The sequence below is a fragment of the Bradyrhizobium yuanmingense genome (assembly GCF_025200905.1).
Classification (GTDB): domain Bacteria; phylum Pseudomonadota; class Alphaproteobacteria; order Rhizobiales; family Xanthobacteraceae; genus Bradyrhizobium; species Bradyrhizobium yuanmingense.
Window position 1 is genome coordinate 5,114,392 of record NZ_CP104173.1, and the last position, 15,460, is coordinate 5,129,851.

Below are 15,460 nucleotides of genomic sequence, written 5' to 3' on the forward strand. Positions count from 1 at the left end.
TGCTGCCGCGTAACTGCGCCATCGCCTGAAAAATAACCTTTAGCTCTTCATCGAAATCGGATTTGCTTCTTGCGACAAGATCTGGCGCGCAACGACGCTGCGCCAGACAGGCAAGGGAGCTGATCATGAACGGGCTTGGCGGGCTGAACAAATCCCCCAACGGTGTGGTTATCGGACTTGTGCAGCTGCAGCTGCCTAGCGTGGTGAGCGCGGCCGATCTCGCCAGGCAGACCGAGCGCATCGTCTGGATGGTCGGCAAGGCCCGCCGCAATCTCTCCACCATGGATCTGGTGGTCTTCCCCGAATACTCGCTGCACGGCCTGTCGATGGACACCAATCCGGAGATCATGTGTCGGCTTGACGGACCGGAGGTTGCGGCCTTCAAGCAGGCCTGTGTCGATAACAAGATCTGGGGCTGCTTCTCCATCATGGAGTTCAACCCGCATGGCAATCCCTACAACTCGGGCCTGATCATCGACGATCACGGCGAGATCAAGCTCTACTATCGCAAACTTCATCCCTGGATTCCGGTCGAGCCGTGGGAGCCCGGCGACATCGGCATTCCCGTGATCGAGGGACCGAAGGGCGCGAAGATCGCGCTGATCATCTGCCATGACGGCATGTTCCCGGAGATGGCACGGGAATGCGCCTACAAAGGCGCGGAGATCATGATCCGCACCGCCGGCTACACCGCGCCGATCCGCGAAGCCTGGCGCTTCACCAACCAGGCCAATTCGTTTCAGAATCTGATGATCACCGCAAATGTCTGCATGTGCGGCTCGGACGGCTCGTTCGATTCCATGGGCGAAGGCATGATCGTCAATTTCGACGGCACGGTCCTGGCGCATGGTACGACCGGCCGTGCCGACGAGATCATCACCGCAGAGGTCCGGCCGGATCTCGTGCGCGAAGCCCGCATCAACTGGGGCGTCGAAAACAACATCTACCAGCTCTGGCACCGCGGCTATGTCGCGGTGAAGGGCGGCGCGATGGACTGCCCCTACACCTTCATGCAGGACATGGTCGCCGGCACCTTCCGATTGCCGTGGGAAAATCAGGTCAAGGTCACCGACGGCACCTCGTGCGGCTTCCCGGCCCCGACGCGGATGTTCGGCAAGACGGCGAAGGCGGCGGAATAACCCGGTTTCTCCGGTGAAACCGCGACAATCTGGCACCGTGGCCTGCGCGCTCGGCAACCTCGTCGGCAATTGCGTCGCAACCGTCGCGGTCGCGGCCTGGGAAGGCGATCTCGCCCGGCCAAGGCGGCCAAGGTGCTGGAGGGTGGCGAGGTGGTCGACGTGACGGCGGGATAGAGGTTCGGCGATCAATCGTTCCACTGGAGGAGTGGCGTGCCGTAGGCCCTCCTCCAGACCGACAGAAAGCGCGGAAACCACGAGTGGGCCACGGCACCCTTATAGGCCCAGGTGCGATACTTCAGACCCTGCTCCGAAATCAGCTCCTGATAGCCGCCGTGGAGTTCGGTCGCGGCGCGAATGTCCTTCAGGATTCCTTGCGCGCAGGCCCGATAGGTATCGCCACCCGAGAACTCATCGTAATCCAGCATGCGGTCGGCAAATTCGACGTTGAACGTCGGCCAGGAGGAACGCCCCTGATATGCGGGAGCTGCAATCTTGTGGATCATCTTGGTCCGCGGGTTGTCCGCCGAAACCAGGAAGTGGAACGTGCTCGGAATGCGAAACCGTGGCTCGGCGATGATCAGATCCGTCGTGGCCGCGAACAGCGCGCGCTCGCTCGCCTCGCTCATATCCCAGAAGCCGCGATGCACGCTGACGAAATCCAATGCGACCGACGATGCCGGTGAGCTCGCCGGGCCGTCCAGGGAATGCCTGATGTAGCCGTTCTTGCCGAAGAGGCGGAGCAGATCCCTCTTGTACTGCGCAAGGTCGCGCCCGAGCAGCCGCTTCAGCTCGTTCTCGCCGACGATCCCGAGCTGCACGCCCCACACGAAGGTCGTGTAGACGCAGGCATTGGTGACGAAACGCCGGCGCTCGGCGCGGGTATCCGTCGCCGCGGAGCGCGGGCCGCTGGCGTCGCACAGCAAATATCTGGTGCCGTCAGCGTCGAAGGACTCCAGCTCGCTCGCAAGCTTCAGGATCGCGCGCTTCAGGTCTCCGCCATATTCGGCCAACAACAAGCGGCCGGCATGCGCGCATTGCGACATCGCAAGGTAGGACGACGCCCTCTCCTCGGCAGAGATCATCTGCTGCAGACCGGCGAGAATGCCGAGCAGCGTATCCGAGGGTCGCGAAAAATAGTTCACGCCGAGATACCGGCCGCGCCCGGCCGGTACGATGGTCGTGGTGACCACGTCGGCGCGGACGGCCTCCAGCAGCAGGCGCACGCTCTTCTCGAGCAGACGGACCCGTCGCACGGCGTCCTGCGCATCCATGATGGTTTCAGGATCGAGAACGTCGGGATAGAACCAGGCGAAGTCGCGGGGGTAATAGGCCGAGGCGTGCGGTGCGCCGGTGACGAGGAAGGCCTCGGTCACCGAAAAGGCGCTGTCCATCGAGTGCCGATAGAGGTCCTCGATCGCCGACAACGAATGATGCGATTGTCTCAGGAATCGATCACCGAGGAAATTGACCGCCTGAAGGGCGTTGGCGACGAAGGTCGCAGCCATCCCCTGATAGAACCGGTTTTCACGATGTGATGGAAAAGAGATGTCGCTGTTCATGTCCGTCAATCGGCTGATTGTCTCGTGACCCTCGTGATGATGGCCACCATCTTAAACATGACTGATTCGTATCTCTACCCGGTGACTTGCGGGTTCGTGACGCTCGCCTAGGCCTTACGCGGCCCGAAATTCTCGATCACCCGCAGCAGCACACGCGCTCCGGCATCGGCATCGGCAAGCGCGACATGCTCGTCCGGGTGATGGCTGATGCCGCCGCGGCAGCGGACGAAGATCATGCCGACATCGGCAATGTCGATCATCGCCATGCCGTCGTGCCCTGCCCCGCTCGGCAGCTCGAACACGGAGAAGCCTTCGGCTTCGATCGCTTGCGCGATCTGCTGCTTGAGCCAGGGCGCGCAGGGCGCGGTGCGGTTCTCGTGGGTAACGTCGAGCTGAAGCGCCAGCTGTCGCCGCTTGGCGATCGCCTCGATCTGGCGGACGACATCGGCCACCGCGCGCTTGCGATGCATGTCGGTCGGCGCGCGCATGTCGATGGTGAAGGATACCTCACCCGGAATGACGTTGGTCGCGCCGGGCCTCGCCTGGATGTAGCCCACGGTGCCGACGAGGCCGGCCTCGTCGGTGCGGCAAAATTGCTCGATCACATTGATGCATTCGGCCGCACCGGCGAGCGCGTCACGGCGCAGCGCCATCGGCACGGTGCCGGCGTGACCGGCCATACCGGTGAGCCGGGCCGCAAGGCGCGTGGCCCCGGCAATGGCGGTGACGACGCCCACGGGCAGGTTCTGCGCTTCGAGCACCGGCCCCTGCTCGATGTGCAATTCGAGATAGGCAAGCAGCTCGCGCCGCGCGCGCGCGGCCGCACCGATATGGTCGGGATCGAGGCCGAACTGCACGAGCGCCTCGCGCATCGACACGCCGTCGCGGTCGCGCGTATTCAGCACGCTCTCATCGAAGGTGCCGGCCACCGCACGGCTGCCGAGCAAGGTCGAAGCGAACCGCACCCCCTCCTCGTCGGCAAAGCCGATCACCTCGATCGCAAATGGCAGGCGCTTGCCGCGGCGGTTGAGATCGGCGACGCAAGAGATCGCCGTGATCACACCCAGCGGTCCATCCCATTTGCCGGCATCGCGCACGGTGTCGTAATGCGAGCCGAGCATCAGGCAGGGCATGCCCGGCCGGTCGCCTTCGTACCGTCCGCAGACATTGCCGATCGCATCGAGATGGGCGCTCATGCCGGCCTCGCGCATCCACTCCATGATGAGGTCCGCGGCCTTGCCCAGCTCCTTGCTGAGGAAGATGCGGGTGAGCTTCTCGGGCTCTTCCGAGATCGCGCCGAGCTCGTTGATCCGGCGAACGATCTCATTGCCGAGCGATGCATCGTGAACGGTACCAGCGCCCATCTCGGCGAGCTTTCCATCTTCTGAGGACACCGCGGTCCTGACGACAATCGATACAAGTTCGGTGCCAGCGGACATCCTCCGGCGCCGTCTCAGTCAGCGCGTGGTTAGCATGAATGCGCCTTGCCGGCCGACCGTCCGACGCGGGTCATGCACATGCGCGAGCAGGTTCTGGCTGCTCAACTCCTCTGCATACAATACCTTTATATTGCCTATAAATTAGACTGCCACTTTCCTCGCCAAGTTCAGAACGCACATCATTCGATATTTAATTCAATTACTTATAAAGAACTGCACGCTTCATAGTCTCTGGCACGAAGCTTGCGACACCTGATCCCGGCTCCGCCAAGCCGGCGCAGCCGTGAGATCAAGGCGGGGCATCCGCCAAGGGGAGCGAGCAATGGATTCTGGCAGGATTTCACGACGTCATGTGTTGCAGGGCGGCGCGGCCCTCACCCTCGGCGCGGCAGCGGGCCTCCGCCCGGCCTTCGCGGCCGAGACCACCATCGGCTTCATCTATGTCGGCTCGCGCGACGACTACGGCTACAACCAGGCACACGCGCAGGGCGCGGCGGCGCTGAAGAAGATTCCTGGGCTCAAGGTGGTCGAGGAAGAAAAGGTGCCGGAGACCGACGCGGTCGAGAAGACGATCGAGTCCATGATCAATCTCGACGGCGCCACCCTGCTCTTCCCGACCTCGTTCGGTTACTACAATCCGCACATGATCAAGATGGCCAACAAGTACCCGAAGCTCCGCTTCGAGCATTGCGGCGGCCTCTGGAGCGAGAAGGACCCCAAGAACGCCGGCAGCTATTTCGGCTATATCGACGAGGCTCAGTACATCTCCGGCATCGTCGCCGGCCTGACATCGAAGAGCAGCAAGCTCGGCTTTGTCGCGGCCAAGCCGATCCCTCAAGTGCTGCGCAACATCAACGCCTTCACGCTTGGCGCCAAGTCCGTCAATCCAAAGGCCACCACGCAGGTGATCTTCACCGGCGACTGGTCGATGCCAGTCAAGGAGGCCGAAGCCACCAACAGCCTGATTGATCAGGGCGTGGACGTGCTCACCTGCCACGTCGATGGGCCCAAGACCATGGTCGAGAACGCGGCGCGGCGCGGCGCCTTCGTCTGTGGCTATCACACCAACCAGTCGGCGCTGGCACCCAAGGCCTATCTCACCGGCGCGGAGTGGAACTGGGAGGCGCTCTATCCGAAGTTCGTCAAGATGATCGCCTCCGGTGAAGGCATTCCGAATTTCTACCGCGGCGGCCTGAAGGAAGAGATCGTCAAGACCTCGCCCTATGGGGAAGCGGTCTCGGCCGAAGCGCGCAAGGCGGCCGACGAGGCCAAGGCCAAATTCCTGTCGGCAGAAGGCTACGCCATCTTCAAGGGTGGGCTGGTCGACAACAAGGGCAAGACGGTGATCCCTGTCGGTACCGACCGCGGCCAGAAGCATCCTGAACTGGAGAAGATGGACTACCTGGTCGAGGGCGTGCTCGGAGCCACTTCGTGACGACGGAAGCGGCGGATTCCACGGACGCGGTCGGGACAGTCGCCCCGGCCGCCGATCCCGGTTTCCTCCAGCGTCACGGCGGCACGATCGAATATGTCCTGATCCCGGGCGCGGCGCTGGTCGGCGCGCTCGCGGTGTTCGGCATCTTCGTCGCGATGTTCGGCAAGAATCCGCTCGATCTCTATTTCTACATGTATTACGGCGCGTTTGGCACCTGGTTCTCCTGGCAGAACACGCTGACGCGCGCAGCGCCCCTGATCCTCACCGCACTCTGTACCGCGCTGCCGGCGCAGCTCGGCATGGTCATCATCGGTGGCGAAGGCGCGCTGTTGATCGGCGCATTGTCCGCAACCAGCGCCGCACTCGCGCTTCAAGGCATGCCGCCGCTCGTGGTGCAGGTCGCCATGGTCTGCGCCGGCGTGATCGGCGGCGGGCTCTGGATCATGCTCTCGGGCGGCTTGCGGCAATATCGCGGCGTCAACGAGACCATCTCGAGCCTGCTGCTCGTCTACATCGCGCTCGCGATCCTCAACCATCTCGTCGAGGGGCTGATGCGCGATCCCGCCAGCCTCAACAAGCCGTCGACCCGCGAGATCGGCGCCGCCAACATGATCGGCTCCATTCCAGGCACCGACGTGCATTGGGGCCTCGTGTTCGGCCTGGTCGCTGCCATCGCCTCCTACATCCTGATCTATCACACTGTGTTCGGCTTCGCCGCGCGCGTGGCGGGCGGCAACATCCGTGCTGCGAAGATCGTCGGTCTCGGCGTCGACAAGCTGATCCTGACCGTCTGCTTCCTTGCCGGCGGCGCGGCTGGCCTCGCCGGCATGGTCGAGGTCGCCGCCGTGCAGGGACGCACCAACGCCAACCTCGCCGCCGGCTACGGCTTCACCGGCATTCTCGTCGCCTTTCTGGCGCGGCAGAATCCGCTCGCCATCATTCCCGTCGCGATCCTGCTCGGCGGCATCAGCGCCAGCGGCGGCCTGCTGCAACGCCGCCTGGGGCTGCCCGATGCGTCCGTGCTGGTGCTGCAGGGCATCATCTTCGTCTTCGTGCTCGCCAGCGATGCGCTCTACGGCCGCATCGGATTCCTGAAGGGAAAATCCTGAGATGGCAGACGGATCGATCGGCCTCTGGACCGTCCCGCTCGCCATCCTCGGCGGCGCCATTCGCGTCTCCACCCCATTCCTGTTCGTGAGCCTGGGCGAATGCATCACCGAGCGCGCGGGCCGCATCAATCTCGGCCTGGAAGGCACGCTGGTGATGGGCGCGATGAGCGCCTATGGCATCTCCTATCTCACCGGCTCTCCGTGGCTCGGGGTGCTTGCCGCCGGCATCACCGGCGCGCTGCTGGGTGCGCTGCATGCCGGCATTTGCTCGCTGCCGCGCGTCAACGACGTTGCCGTGGGCATCGCCTTGATGCTGTTCGGCACTGGCCTTGCGTTCTATCTCGGCAAGCCGCTGATCGAGCCGACAGCGCCGCGGCTGCCCGCCGTCGACTTCGGCTGGTGGAGCGACATCCCGCAAGTCCAGGCAGCGCTGCGTATCAACGTGCTGTTCCTGATCGGCGTGGCGCTGGCGCCAATCCTCTATTGGGCCTTCCGCACCACCCGCTGGGGCTTGCTCATCCGCACCGCCGGCGAGAGCGCGGATGCCGCACGTGCGATGGGCCATTCCGTGCTGCTGATCCGCCTCCGCGCCACCATGGCCGGTGGTTTCCTCGCGGGCATCGGCGGCTCGTTTCTGTCCCTGTTCTACCCCGGAAGCTGGAACGAGGGCCTTTCCTCGGGCCAGGGCATCACCGCCGTGGCGCTCGTCATCTTCGCGCGCTGGGATCCCCTGCTCTGCCTGTGGGCCTCGCTCGCCTTCGGCGGCGCGGCGGCGCTGGGTCCGGCACTGCAATCGGTCGGGGTCACCTCCGGCTATCACCTATTCAACGCCGCGCCCTACATCCTGACGCTGGCGATCATGATCATTACCTGCTCGCCGAAGCGGACGCTGACCGGCGCGCCCGCCGAACTCTCGATCACACGGTAACACGCACGAGGTCGTCCATGCCCGAGCGCTACATCAAGTCCGAGCCCTATGCCTGGCCCTACAATGGTGATCTCCGCCCCGAGAACACCGCGCTGATCATCATCGACATGCAGACCGATTTCTGCGGCGTCGGCGGCTATGTCGACAAGATGGGCTACGACCTCTCCCTCACGCGGGCACCGATCGAGCCGATCAAGCGGCTGCTCGCAGTGATGCGAAGCCAAGGCTTCCATATCATCCATACCCGCGAGGGCCACCGCCCGGATCTCTCCGACCTGCCCGCCAACAAGCGCTGGCGCTCGCGCCAGATCGGCGCCGGCATCGGCGATCCCGGCCCGTGCGGACGCATCCTGGTGCGCGGCGAGCCCGGCTGGGACATCATCGAAGAACTCGCGCCGCTACCGGGCGAGCCGATCATCGACAAGCCCGGCAAGGGCTCGTTCTGCGCCACTGATCTGGAGCTGATCCTGCGCGTGCGCGGCATCGAGAACATCGTGCTGACCGGGATCACGACCGACGTCTGCGTCCACACCACGATGCGCGAGGCCAACGACCGCGGCTTCGAATGCGTCCTGCTGCACGATTGCTGCGGCGCGACCGACAAGAGCAACCACGACCACGCGCTGAAGATGATCAAGATGCAGGGCGGCGTGTTCGGCGCAGTCTCGACCTCTGATGCCTTCATCGGAGCGATTTCGTGATCATCGGCGAAACGCCGCCGCCATCGGGCGCCTTCGGCGTCGATGCCATCGCCATGACCATGCGCTTCGGCGACTTCCTGGCGCTGGACAATGTCGAGCTGAAGGTGCGGCCGGGCTCGTTCCATGCGCTGCTCGGCGAGAATGGCGCCGGCAAATCCACCCTCGTCAAATGCATAATGGGCTATTACCACGCGACCAAAGGCGACATTCTCGTCGGCGGCCGCGAGCAGGCGATCGCCAACCCGAAGGATGCCCACGCGCTCGGCCTCGGCATGGTCTATCAGCATTTTACGCTGGTGCCGGCGATGACCGTTGCCGAAAATCTCGTGCTGGCGCGCGACGACGTGCCAGCCGTGGTGAACTGGCCGAAGGAGATGAAGGAGCTGGAGGCGTTCTTGGGCAGCATGCCCTTCAAGGTACCGCTCTCCGCAAAGGTCTCCGACATCTCTGCCGGCGAACGGCAGAAGTGCGAGATCCTCAAGCAGCTCTATCTGAAGCGGCGCTTCCTGATCCTGGATGAGCCGACCTCGGTGCTAACCCCGGCGGAAGCCGACGAGGTGCTCGGCATGCTCCGCGACATGGTTGTGAAGGGCGAGCTGACCATCCTGATGATCACGCACAAGTTCCGCGAGGTCATGGCGTTTGCCGACGACGTCACCATCCTGCGCCGCGGCAAGCTCGCTGGAGCCGGCAAGGTTTCCGAGCTGACGCCGGACGCGATGGCCCGCACCATGATCGGTGCCGAGGAGTTGACGGTGCAGCCGCCGCGCACCGGCGAAGCCGGTCAGGCCAGGCTGGAGCTCCAAAAGCTCCGCGCCCTGGACGATGCGGGTGCCGTTGCCGTGCACGATGTCTCGCTCACCGTTCGCGCCGGCGAGATCGTCGGCATCGCCGGCGTTTCCGGGAATGGCCAGCGCCAGCTCGTCGAGGTGCTGGCCGGCCAGCGCGAGGCCGAGAGCGGGGAGGTGCGCGTCGCCGGCGATCCCTATCACGCAAGCCGCGAGGAGATGCGGCGGCACAGGATGTCGCTGCTGCCCGAGGAGCCGCTGAAGAACGCCTGCGTCGGCGGCATGAGCGTCGCCGACAACATCGCCTTCCGAGAATTCGACCGCGCACCCTTTGCAAGTGGCGGCTGGTGGCTCAATCCCAGCGCCTTTCGCGACGACGCGAGGACGAAGATTGCCCGGTACAAGATCAAGACCCGCACGCCTGACACGCCGATCTCGGCGCTGTCGGGCGGCAACGTGCAGCGCGCGGTGCTGGCCCGCGAGCTCGGCGGCGACGTCGAGGTGCTGATCGCGGCCAATCCCTGCTTCGGCCTCGATTTCGCGGCGGTGGCGCAGATCCACGCTGAGATTATGGCCGCACGCAACCGCGGCGCCGCCGTCCTGCTCGTCAGCGAGGACCTCGACGAACTGCTCGAACTGTCAGATCGGCTGGTGGTGATGTTCCACGGCGAATTCGTGTATGAAGCGCGGACCAGCGAAGCCGATCTCACGGTGGTCGGCCGCCACATGGCAGGGCACTGAACGGAGGATCGATGGGCGACGCATCCGGGCGGGACGAACACTTTCTGCGCCTGTCTTTCGCGGTCGCCGGCCGTTCCCTCACCCATGGCAACCATCCCTTCGGCTGTATCGTCGTCGATGCCGACGGCAAGGTGCTGATCGAGACTGAGAACGGCTACATGCCGGATCGCGACGGCACCGCGCATGCCGAGCGTCTCGCAGCCACCCAGGCCTGCCGTACGCTCGATCGCGAGGTGCTGGCGAAGGCCACGCTCTATTCCTCAGCCGAACCCTGCGCGATGTGTGCCGGCGCGATCTATTGGGCCGGTATTGGCCGTGTCGTCTATGGCCTCAGCGAGCATCGCCTGCGCGGCATCACCGGCAACCATCCGGAAAATCCGACGCTCAACCTGCCATGCCGCGAGGTCTTTGCCAGCGGCCAGCGGCCGACGGAGGTCGTCGGCCCACTGCTCGAAGACGAAGCCGAAGCGCTGCACGACGGCGTTTGGACGAAGTAGCAGCACATCCCAAAGGGGACGACACCGTGGAGTGCCGCATTGAGGCAGCCATTGCGGCCGCTGCGCTCCCCGCGATGGACGACCGACGCGTCCGTTGCTCAACATGGCGTCAGGTCTGCGCAGCGGGTTCCGATTTGCCTTGGACCGTCACAAATTTGCAACAGGCACCGCTCGCAGACGCGATCGCCCCCAACCGTCCGGGTGCTGTTTGCGGGATATGATTGCTCGGAATCGATGACCGGCGCTGGGCCGAGAGCCTGCCGACGCGTTGAGCAAGGGATGATGCTTTTTCACATCTTACGCCGGGGTCCAAACTGGCCCAGTATTGAGGCACGTCACCCATGCAAGCGCATCAACGAATGTTAGATCCGACATCCAACGGCCAGCATTCCGGCGAGTCCCCGCTCCTGAGGACCATCGGCCTCACCAAACGCTATGGCGATTTCCTCGCCAACGATTGCATCGATATCGAGATCCGGCCGAGGGAAATCCACGCCCTGCTGGGCGAGAACGGCGCCGGCAAGTCGACGCTGGTCAAGGCGATCTACGGACTGATCCAGCCCAGCGCCGGCGAGATTCACTGGCAGGGCGAGCGGATCGTGCTGTCCGGTCCGTCCGAAGCGCGCATCCGCGGCATCGGCATGGTGTTCCAGCACTTCTCGCTGTTCGACAATCTCACGGTTGCCGAGAACGTCGCGCTCGGCCTCGACGGCAAGGAATCCTTCAAGGACATGTCGGCCCGGCTGGAACAGGTGGCGAAGACTTACGGTCTGCCGCTCGATCCCAGGCGTGAGGCGTGGCAACTCTCCGTCGGCGAGCGTCAGCGCATCGAGATCGTCCGCGCCCTGATGCAGGATCCGAAATTCCTGATCCTGGACGAGCCCACCGCGGTGCTGACGCCGCAGGAGGCTGACCAGCTCTTCATCGTGCTGGATCGCCTCAAGGCCGAGGGCCGCGCCATCCTCTATATCAGCCACAAGCTGGAGGAGGTGAAGCGGCTCTGCGACACCGCGACGATCCTGCGTGGCGGCCGGAAGGTCGAGACCTGCAACCCTCGGCTCGAAACCGCCGCCTCACTTGCGCGGATGATGGTCGGCGGCGAGGTCAAGGAGGTGAAGGGCGCATCCGGCCGCAGGACCACCGTGCCGCGGCTCGTAGTCAACGATCTCTCGCTGGCTCCCGTCGAAGCGCACGGCGTGCGGCTTGAGCACATCTCATTCGAGCTGAAGGGCGGCGAGATTCTCGGCATCGCCGGCGTCGCCGGTAACGGCCAGGACGAATTGTTCGCAGCGCTCTCCGGCGAGCGTCTCGCGAAGAACCCCGGAACGGTGGTGATCGAGGGCATCGCCGCCGGTCACCTTTCGATCACCCAGCGGCGCAAGCTGGGGGCGGCCTTCGTTCCCGAGGAGCGACTCGGCCACGGCACCGCGCCGCGGATGAGACTGTCGGAGAACGCGCTGCTCACCGGCCATGCCGCCAGCGGCATGGTCCGTCGCGGATTCATCGATACGGCGGCTACGCTGAGAACGGTCGACCGCGCCACCGAAACCTTCGACGTCCGCAAGGCCAAGCGCGATCCCGAGGCCGCCAGCCTGTCCGGCGGCAATCTGCAGAAGTTCATCGTGGGACGTGAGATCCTGCGCAATCCCACGGTACTGGTGGTGAGCCAGCCGACCTGGGGCGTCGATGCCGGCGCCGCCGCCGTCATCCGTCAGGCGCTGCTTGATCTCGCCACCGCAGGCGCCGCGGTACTCGTGACCAGCCAGGATCTCGACGAGCTCGCCGAGATTGCCGACCGCATCGCCGTGATGTTCCACGGCAAGCTGTCGGCTCCGCTCTCGGCACGCGAAGCAAGCCGCGAGAAGCTGGGCCTTCTTATGGGCGGCAGCAGCCTGCAGCCAAAGGAGATCGCGCATGCAGCTGGTGCTTGAGAAGCGTGCCGAGCGCTCCGGCACGATCGCGCTGGTGTCCCCCCTGATCGCGATTGGCCTCACGATCGTGACCATGGTCATCCTGTTCGCGATCCTTGGCAAGAATCCACTGCTTGCCCTGCACGCCTATTTCATTGCGCCCCTCACCGATGGCTATTCGCTCCAGGAGATCGCGGTGAAGGCGACGCCGCTGGTGATGATCGCGATCGGCCTGTCGCTGTGCTATCTCGCCAACGCCTGGAACATCGGCGCCGAAGGGCAATTCCTGATCGGCGCAGTCGCGGGAAGCTGGATCGCGGTGAAGACGCAAGGTACTGATGCCGGCGCCTGGGTGCTGCCGGCTATGCTCGTCCTCGCCGCCGCTGCGGGCGCGCTCTATGCGCTGATCCCGGCGATCTGCAAGGTGAAATTCGGCGCCAGCGAGATCCTGACCAGCCTGATGCTGGTCTATGTCGCCGACCTCTTCCTCGACTATCTCGTGCGCGGCCCCTGGCGCGATCCGCACGGCTTCAATTTCCCGACCACGGCCGAGTTCGATCCGGTAGCGACCGTGCCGTTGCTGATCGAAGGCGGCCGGCTGCATCTCGGCTCCATCATCGCCCTGCTCGTCGTCGCGGCAGCCGCGATCCTGCTCGGGCGCACCATCAAGGGTTTCGAGATCCGCGTGGTCGGCGCTGCGCCGCGCGCCGCGCGGTTCGGCGGCTTCAACGCCAACCAGCTCATCATCCTGACCTTCGCCGTCTCCGGGGCGCTGGCCGGGCTTGCCGGCATCATCGAGGTGGCGGGTCCAGTCGGACATCTCCAGCCCGGCATCTCGCCAGGCTACGGCTTTACCGCGATCATCGTCGCTTTCCTCGGCCGGCTGAACCCGCTTGGAATACTAATTGCAGGCCTCTTCCTCGCGTTGACCTTTATCGGCGGCGAGCAGGCGCAGATCGCGATGAAGATTCCGCTGGATGTCACCAAGGTCTTTCAGGGCATTCTGCTGTTTTACGTGCTCGCCTGCGACTCCCTCATTCTCTACCGCTTCAAGCTGGTGTTCCCGAACCGAAAGGTGGTGGCCCGTGGAGCTGGTTGAGGCCATCATCCTGGCGGTGCTTGCCGCATCGACGCCGCTGTTGATTGCGGCGACCGGCGAGCTCGTGGCCGAGCGTTCCGGCGTGCTCAATCTCGGGGTCGAGGGCATGATGATCGTCGGCGCGGCCTGTGGCTTTGCCGGCGCCTGGCTGACCGGATCGATCTTTATCGGCGCGCTGTTCGGCATCGTCGCGGGCACGCTGATGTCGCTCGTCTTCGCGCTGATGGCACTCGGGCTTGCCGTCAACCAGGTCGCAACCGGCCTCGCGCTGACCATCCTCGGCGTCGGGCTCTCAGGCCTGATCGGCGCCGGCTTCGTCGGCGAGCGCATCACGCCGGCCGTGCACCTCTCTATTCCCGTCCTGACGGATATCCCGCTGATCGGCCGCGTGCTGTTCGGCGAGAATGGCTTCGTCTATTTCTCGATCGCGCTGATCGTCGCTGTGTGGTGGTTCCTGTACCGCACACGGGCGGGATTGATCCTGCGAGCCTGCGGCGACAATCACGCTTCCGCGCATGCGCTCGGCTATCCCGTCCTGCGCATCCGCACCTTGGCCGTGATGTTCGGCGGCGCCTGCGCGGGTCTTGCGGGGGCCTATCTGCCGCTCGCCTATACGCCGTTCTTCATTCCGGGCATGACCGCCGGACGCGGCTGGATCGCGCTGGCGCTGGTGGTGTTCTCATCCTGGCGGCCGGGCCGGCTCATCGTCGGCGCCTATCTGTTCGGCGCGGTGACGATCCTGCAACTGCATGCGCAAGGATGGGGCGTCGGCATTCCCTCGCAATTCATGTCGGCGCTGCCTTATCTCGCGACCGTCATCGTGCTGGTCCTGCTCTCCCGCGCGCGCACGGGCGGCTCGACCGCACCGGCCGCGCTCGGCACGGTGTTCGTGCCCGACCGCTAGATTTCGTTTCCGCAGTGTGCACGATGGGGCGCGCATGCTGCGGATCGTGGCTTCCCCCGAAGTTTGGAGATCGATGATGAGGAAATCACTTCTTGCACTGGCTGCCGGGCTCTTGCTCGCTGGGAGCGTCAGTGCGGCCTCCGCCGCCGACAAGCTGAAAGTCGGCTTCGTTTATCTCGGTCCGATCGGAGACCTCGGCTGGACCTATCAGCACGACCTCGGTCGCCAGGCGCTGGTGAAAGAACTGGGCGACAAGATCGAGACCACGTATCTCGAGAACGTGCCCGAAGGCCCGGACTCCGAGCGAGCGATCGAGCAGCTCGTCCGCGCCGGCAACAAACTGATCTTCACCACATCGTTCGGCTACATGGATCCGACGCTGAAGGTCGCCAAGAAATATCCGAACGTGCATTTCGAGCACGCCACCGGCTACAAGCGCAACCCGAACATGTCGACCTACTCGGCGAAATGGTATCAGGGCCGCTACATTCAAGGCCTGATTGCGGCGAAGATGTCGAAGTCGGGCGTGCTCGGCTATATCGGCTCGTTCCCGATTCCGGAGGTCGTCTCCGGCATCAACGCGACGATACTGGCGGCGCAGACCATCAATCCGAACATCAAGGTCAAGATCATCTGGGCCAACACTTGGTTCGACCCAGGCAAGGAGGCCGACGCCGCCAAGGCGCTGATCGACCAGGGTGCCGACGTCATCATGCAGCACACGGATTCGCCCGCCGCCATGCAGATCGCCAGCGAACGCGGCAAGCTGGCCTTCGGCCAGGATTCCGAAATGATCCAGTTCGGGCCAAAGGCCCAGCTGACCTCGATCATCAACAACTGGGGCCCCTACTACATCGAGCGGGTCAAGGCCGAGCTCGCCGGCACCTGGAAGTCCGAGGACACTTGGGGTGGCCTCGACAGCCGCATGTTCACGATGGCGCCCTACACCAACATGCCTGACGATGTGAAAAAAATGGCTGAGGATGCCCAGGCCGCGATCACCGCGGGCAAGCTGCATCCGTTCAAATGCCCGATCGTTGGGCAGGACGGCAAGCCGGTCGAATGCAAGGGCGGCGGTCACCTGGATGACGGCCAGATCCTCGGCATGAATTTCTACGTGAAAGGCATCGACGACAAGCTGCCGGGCAAGTAGCACGCTTCTTGCATTGACTAAATCACCTGCTCCTCCCGGAGGAGGTTCGGAGGGGGTG

13 protein-coding genes and 1 pseudogene are annotated in these 15,460 nt (G+C 64.4%); 12 read left to right on the top strand and 2 right to left on the bottom strand.

What is annotated here, in order from left to right; genetic code table 11:
- Positions 1-125: 125 nt before the first annotated feature.
- The gene (locus N2605_RS24225) at positions 126-1,139 is read left to right on the top strand and encodes a formamidase (protein WP_036007710.1); all 1,014 of its coding nucleotides are present in this window, start codon (positions 126-128) and stop codon (positions 1,137-1,139) included.
- A 37-nt stretch (positions 1,140-1,176) separates the two neighbouring features.
- A pseudogene (locus N2605_RS24230) lies at positions 1,177-1,313 on the top strand (C4-dicarboxylate transporter DctA); the annotation flags it as partial.
- 11 nt (positions 1,314-1,324) lie between these two features.
- Here the strand turns inward: N2605_RS24230 and N2605_RS24235 are convergent.
- Together N2605_RS24235 and N2605_RS24240 are read right to left on the bottom strand one after the other, a co-directional pair.
- The gene (locus N2605_RS24235; protein ID WP_036007712.1) at positions 1,325-2,698 is read right to left on the bottom strand and encodes a hypothetical protein; all 1,374 of its coding nucleotides are present in this window, start codon (positions 2,696-2,698) and stop codon (positions 1,325-1,327) included.
- Between the two features lie 107 nt (positions 2,699-2,805).
- Positions 2,806-4,062, bottom strand: coding sequence for an allantoate amidohydrolase (locus tag N2605_RS24240; RefSeq protein ID WP_260347478.1), 1,257 nt, complete (start codon positions 4,060-4,062; stop codon positions 2,806-2,808).
- Positions 4,063-4,459: 397 nt separating this feature from the next.
- On the opposite strand from N2605_RS24240, the gene N2605_RS24245 reads away from it, so the two are divergent.
- The 10 genes from N2605_RS24245 (at position 4,460) to N2605_RS24290 (ending at position 15,402) form a co-directional block, all read left to right on the top strand.
- Positions 4,460-5,572, top strand: a complete 1,113-nt coding sequence (locus N2605_RS24245) for a BMP family ABC transporter substrate-binding protein (RefSeq protein WP_260343358.1) — start codon at positions 4,460-4,462, stop codon at positions 5,570-5,572.
- Positions 5,569-6,681 (top strand): ABC transporter permease, encoded by a 1,113-nt coding sequence (locus N2605_RS24250; RefSeq protein WP_225142921.1) that lies wholly within the window; start codon positions 5,569-5,571, stop codon positions 6,679-6,681. Before N2605_RS24245 ends, N2605_RS24250 begins: the two co-directional genes overlap by 4 nt.
- Before the next feature lies 1 nt (position 6,682).
- Entirely contained in the window at positions 6,683-7,609 is a 927-nt protein-coding gene (locus N2605_RS24255) for an ABC transporter permease (RefSeq protein WP_225142923.1), read from the top strand.
- 17 nt (positions 7,610-7,626) lie between these two features.
- Positions 7,627-8,310: a biuret amidohydrolase gene (biuH, locus tag N2605_RS24260; RefSeq protein WP_260343359.1), complete on the top strand. Its 684-nt coding sequence runs from the start codon at positions 7,627-7,629 to the stop codon at positions 8,308-8,310.
- On the top strand, positions 8,307-9,839 hold the full coding sequence (locus N2605_RS24265; RefSeq protein ID WP_260343360.1) for an ABC transporter ATP-binding protein: 1,533 nt from the start codon (positions 8,307-8,309) through the stop codon (positions 9,837-9,839). The genes biuH and N2605_RS24265 overlap by 4 nt, the downstream gene beginning before the upstream one ends.
- Before the next feature lie 11 nt (positions 9,840-9,850).
- Positions 9,851-10,336, top strand: a complete 486-nt coding sequence (locus tag N2605_RS24270) for a nucleoside deaminase (protein ID WP_225111995.1) — start codon at positions 9,851-9,853, stop codon at positions 10,334-10,336.
- Between the two features lie 359 nt (positions 10,337-10,695).
- Positions 10,696-12,267 carry an ABC transporter ATP-binding protein gene (locus N2605_RS24275; protein ID WP_260343361.1) on the top strand — a complete coding sequence of 524 codons (1,572 nt, stop codon included), beginning with the start codon at positions 10,696-10,698 and terminating at the stop codon, positions 12,265-12,267.
- The gene (locus N2605_RS24280; RefSeq protein ID WP_128263315.1) at positions 12,251-13,345 is read left to right on the top strand and encodes an ABC transporter permease; all 1,095 of its coding nucleotides are present in this window, start codon (positions 12,251-12,253) and stop codon (positions 13,343-13,345) included. The genes N2605_RS24275 and N2605_RS24280 overlap by 17 nt, the downstream gene beginning before the upstream one ends.
- The gene (locus N2605_RS24285; protein WP_225142930.1) at positions 13,332-14,249 is read left to right on the top strand and encodes an ABC transporter permease; all 918 of its coding nucleotides are present in this window, start codon (positions 13,332-13,334) and stop codon (positions 14,247-14,249) included. Before N2605_RS24280 ends, N2605_RS24285 begins: the two co-directional genes overlap by 14 nt.
- Before the next feature lie 76 nt (positions 14,250-14,325).
- Positions 14,326-15,402, top strand: a complete 1,077-nt coding sequence (locus N2605_RS24290) for a BMP family ABC transporter substrate-binding protein (protein WP_225111998.1) — start codon at positions 14,326-14,328, stop codon at positions 15,400-15,402.
- The last annotated feature ends 58 nt before the right edge of the window (positions 15,403-15,460 follow it).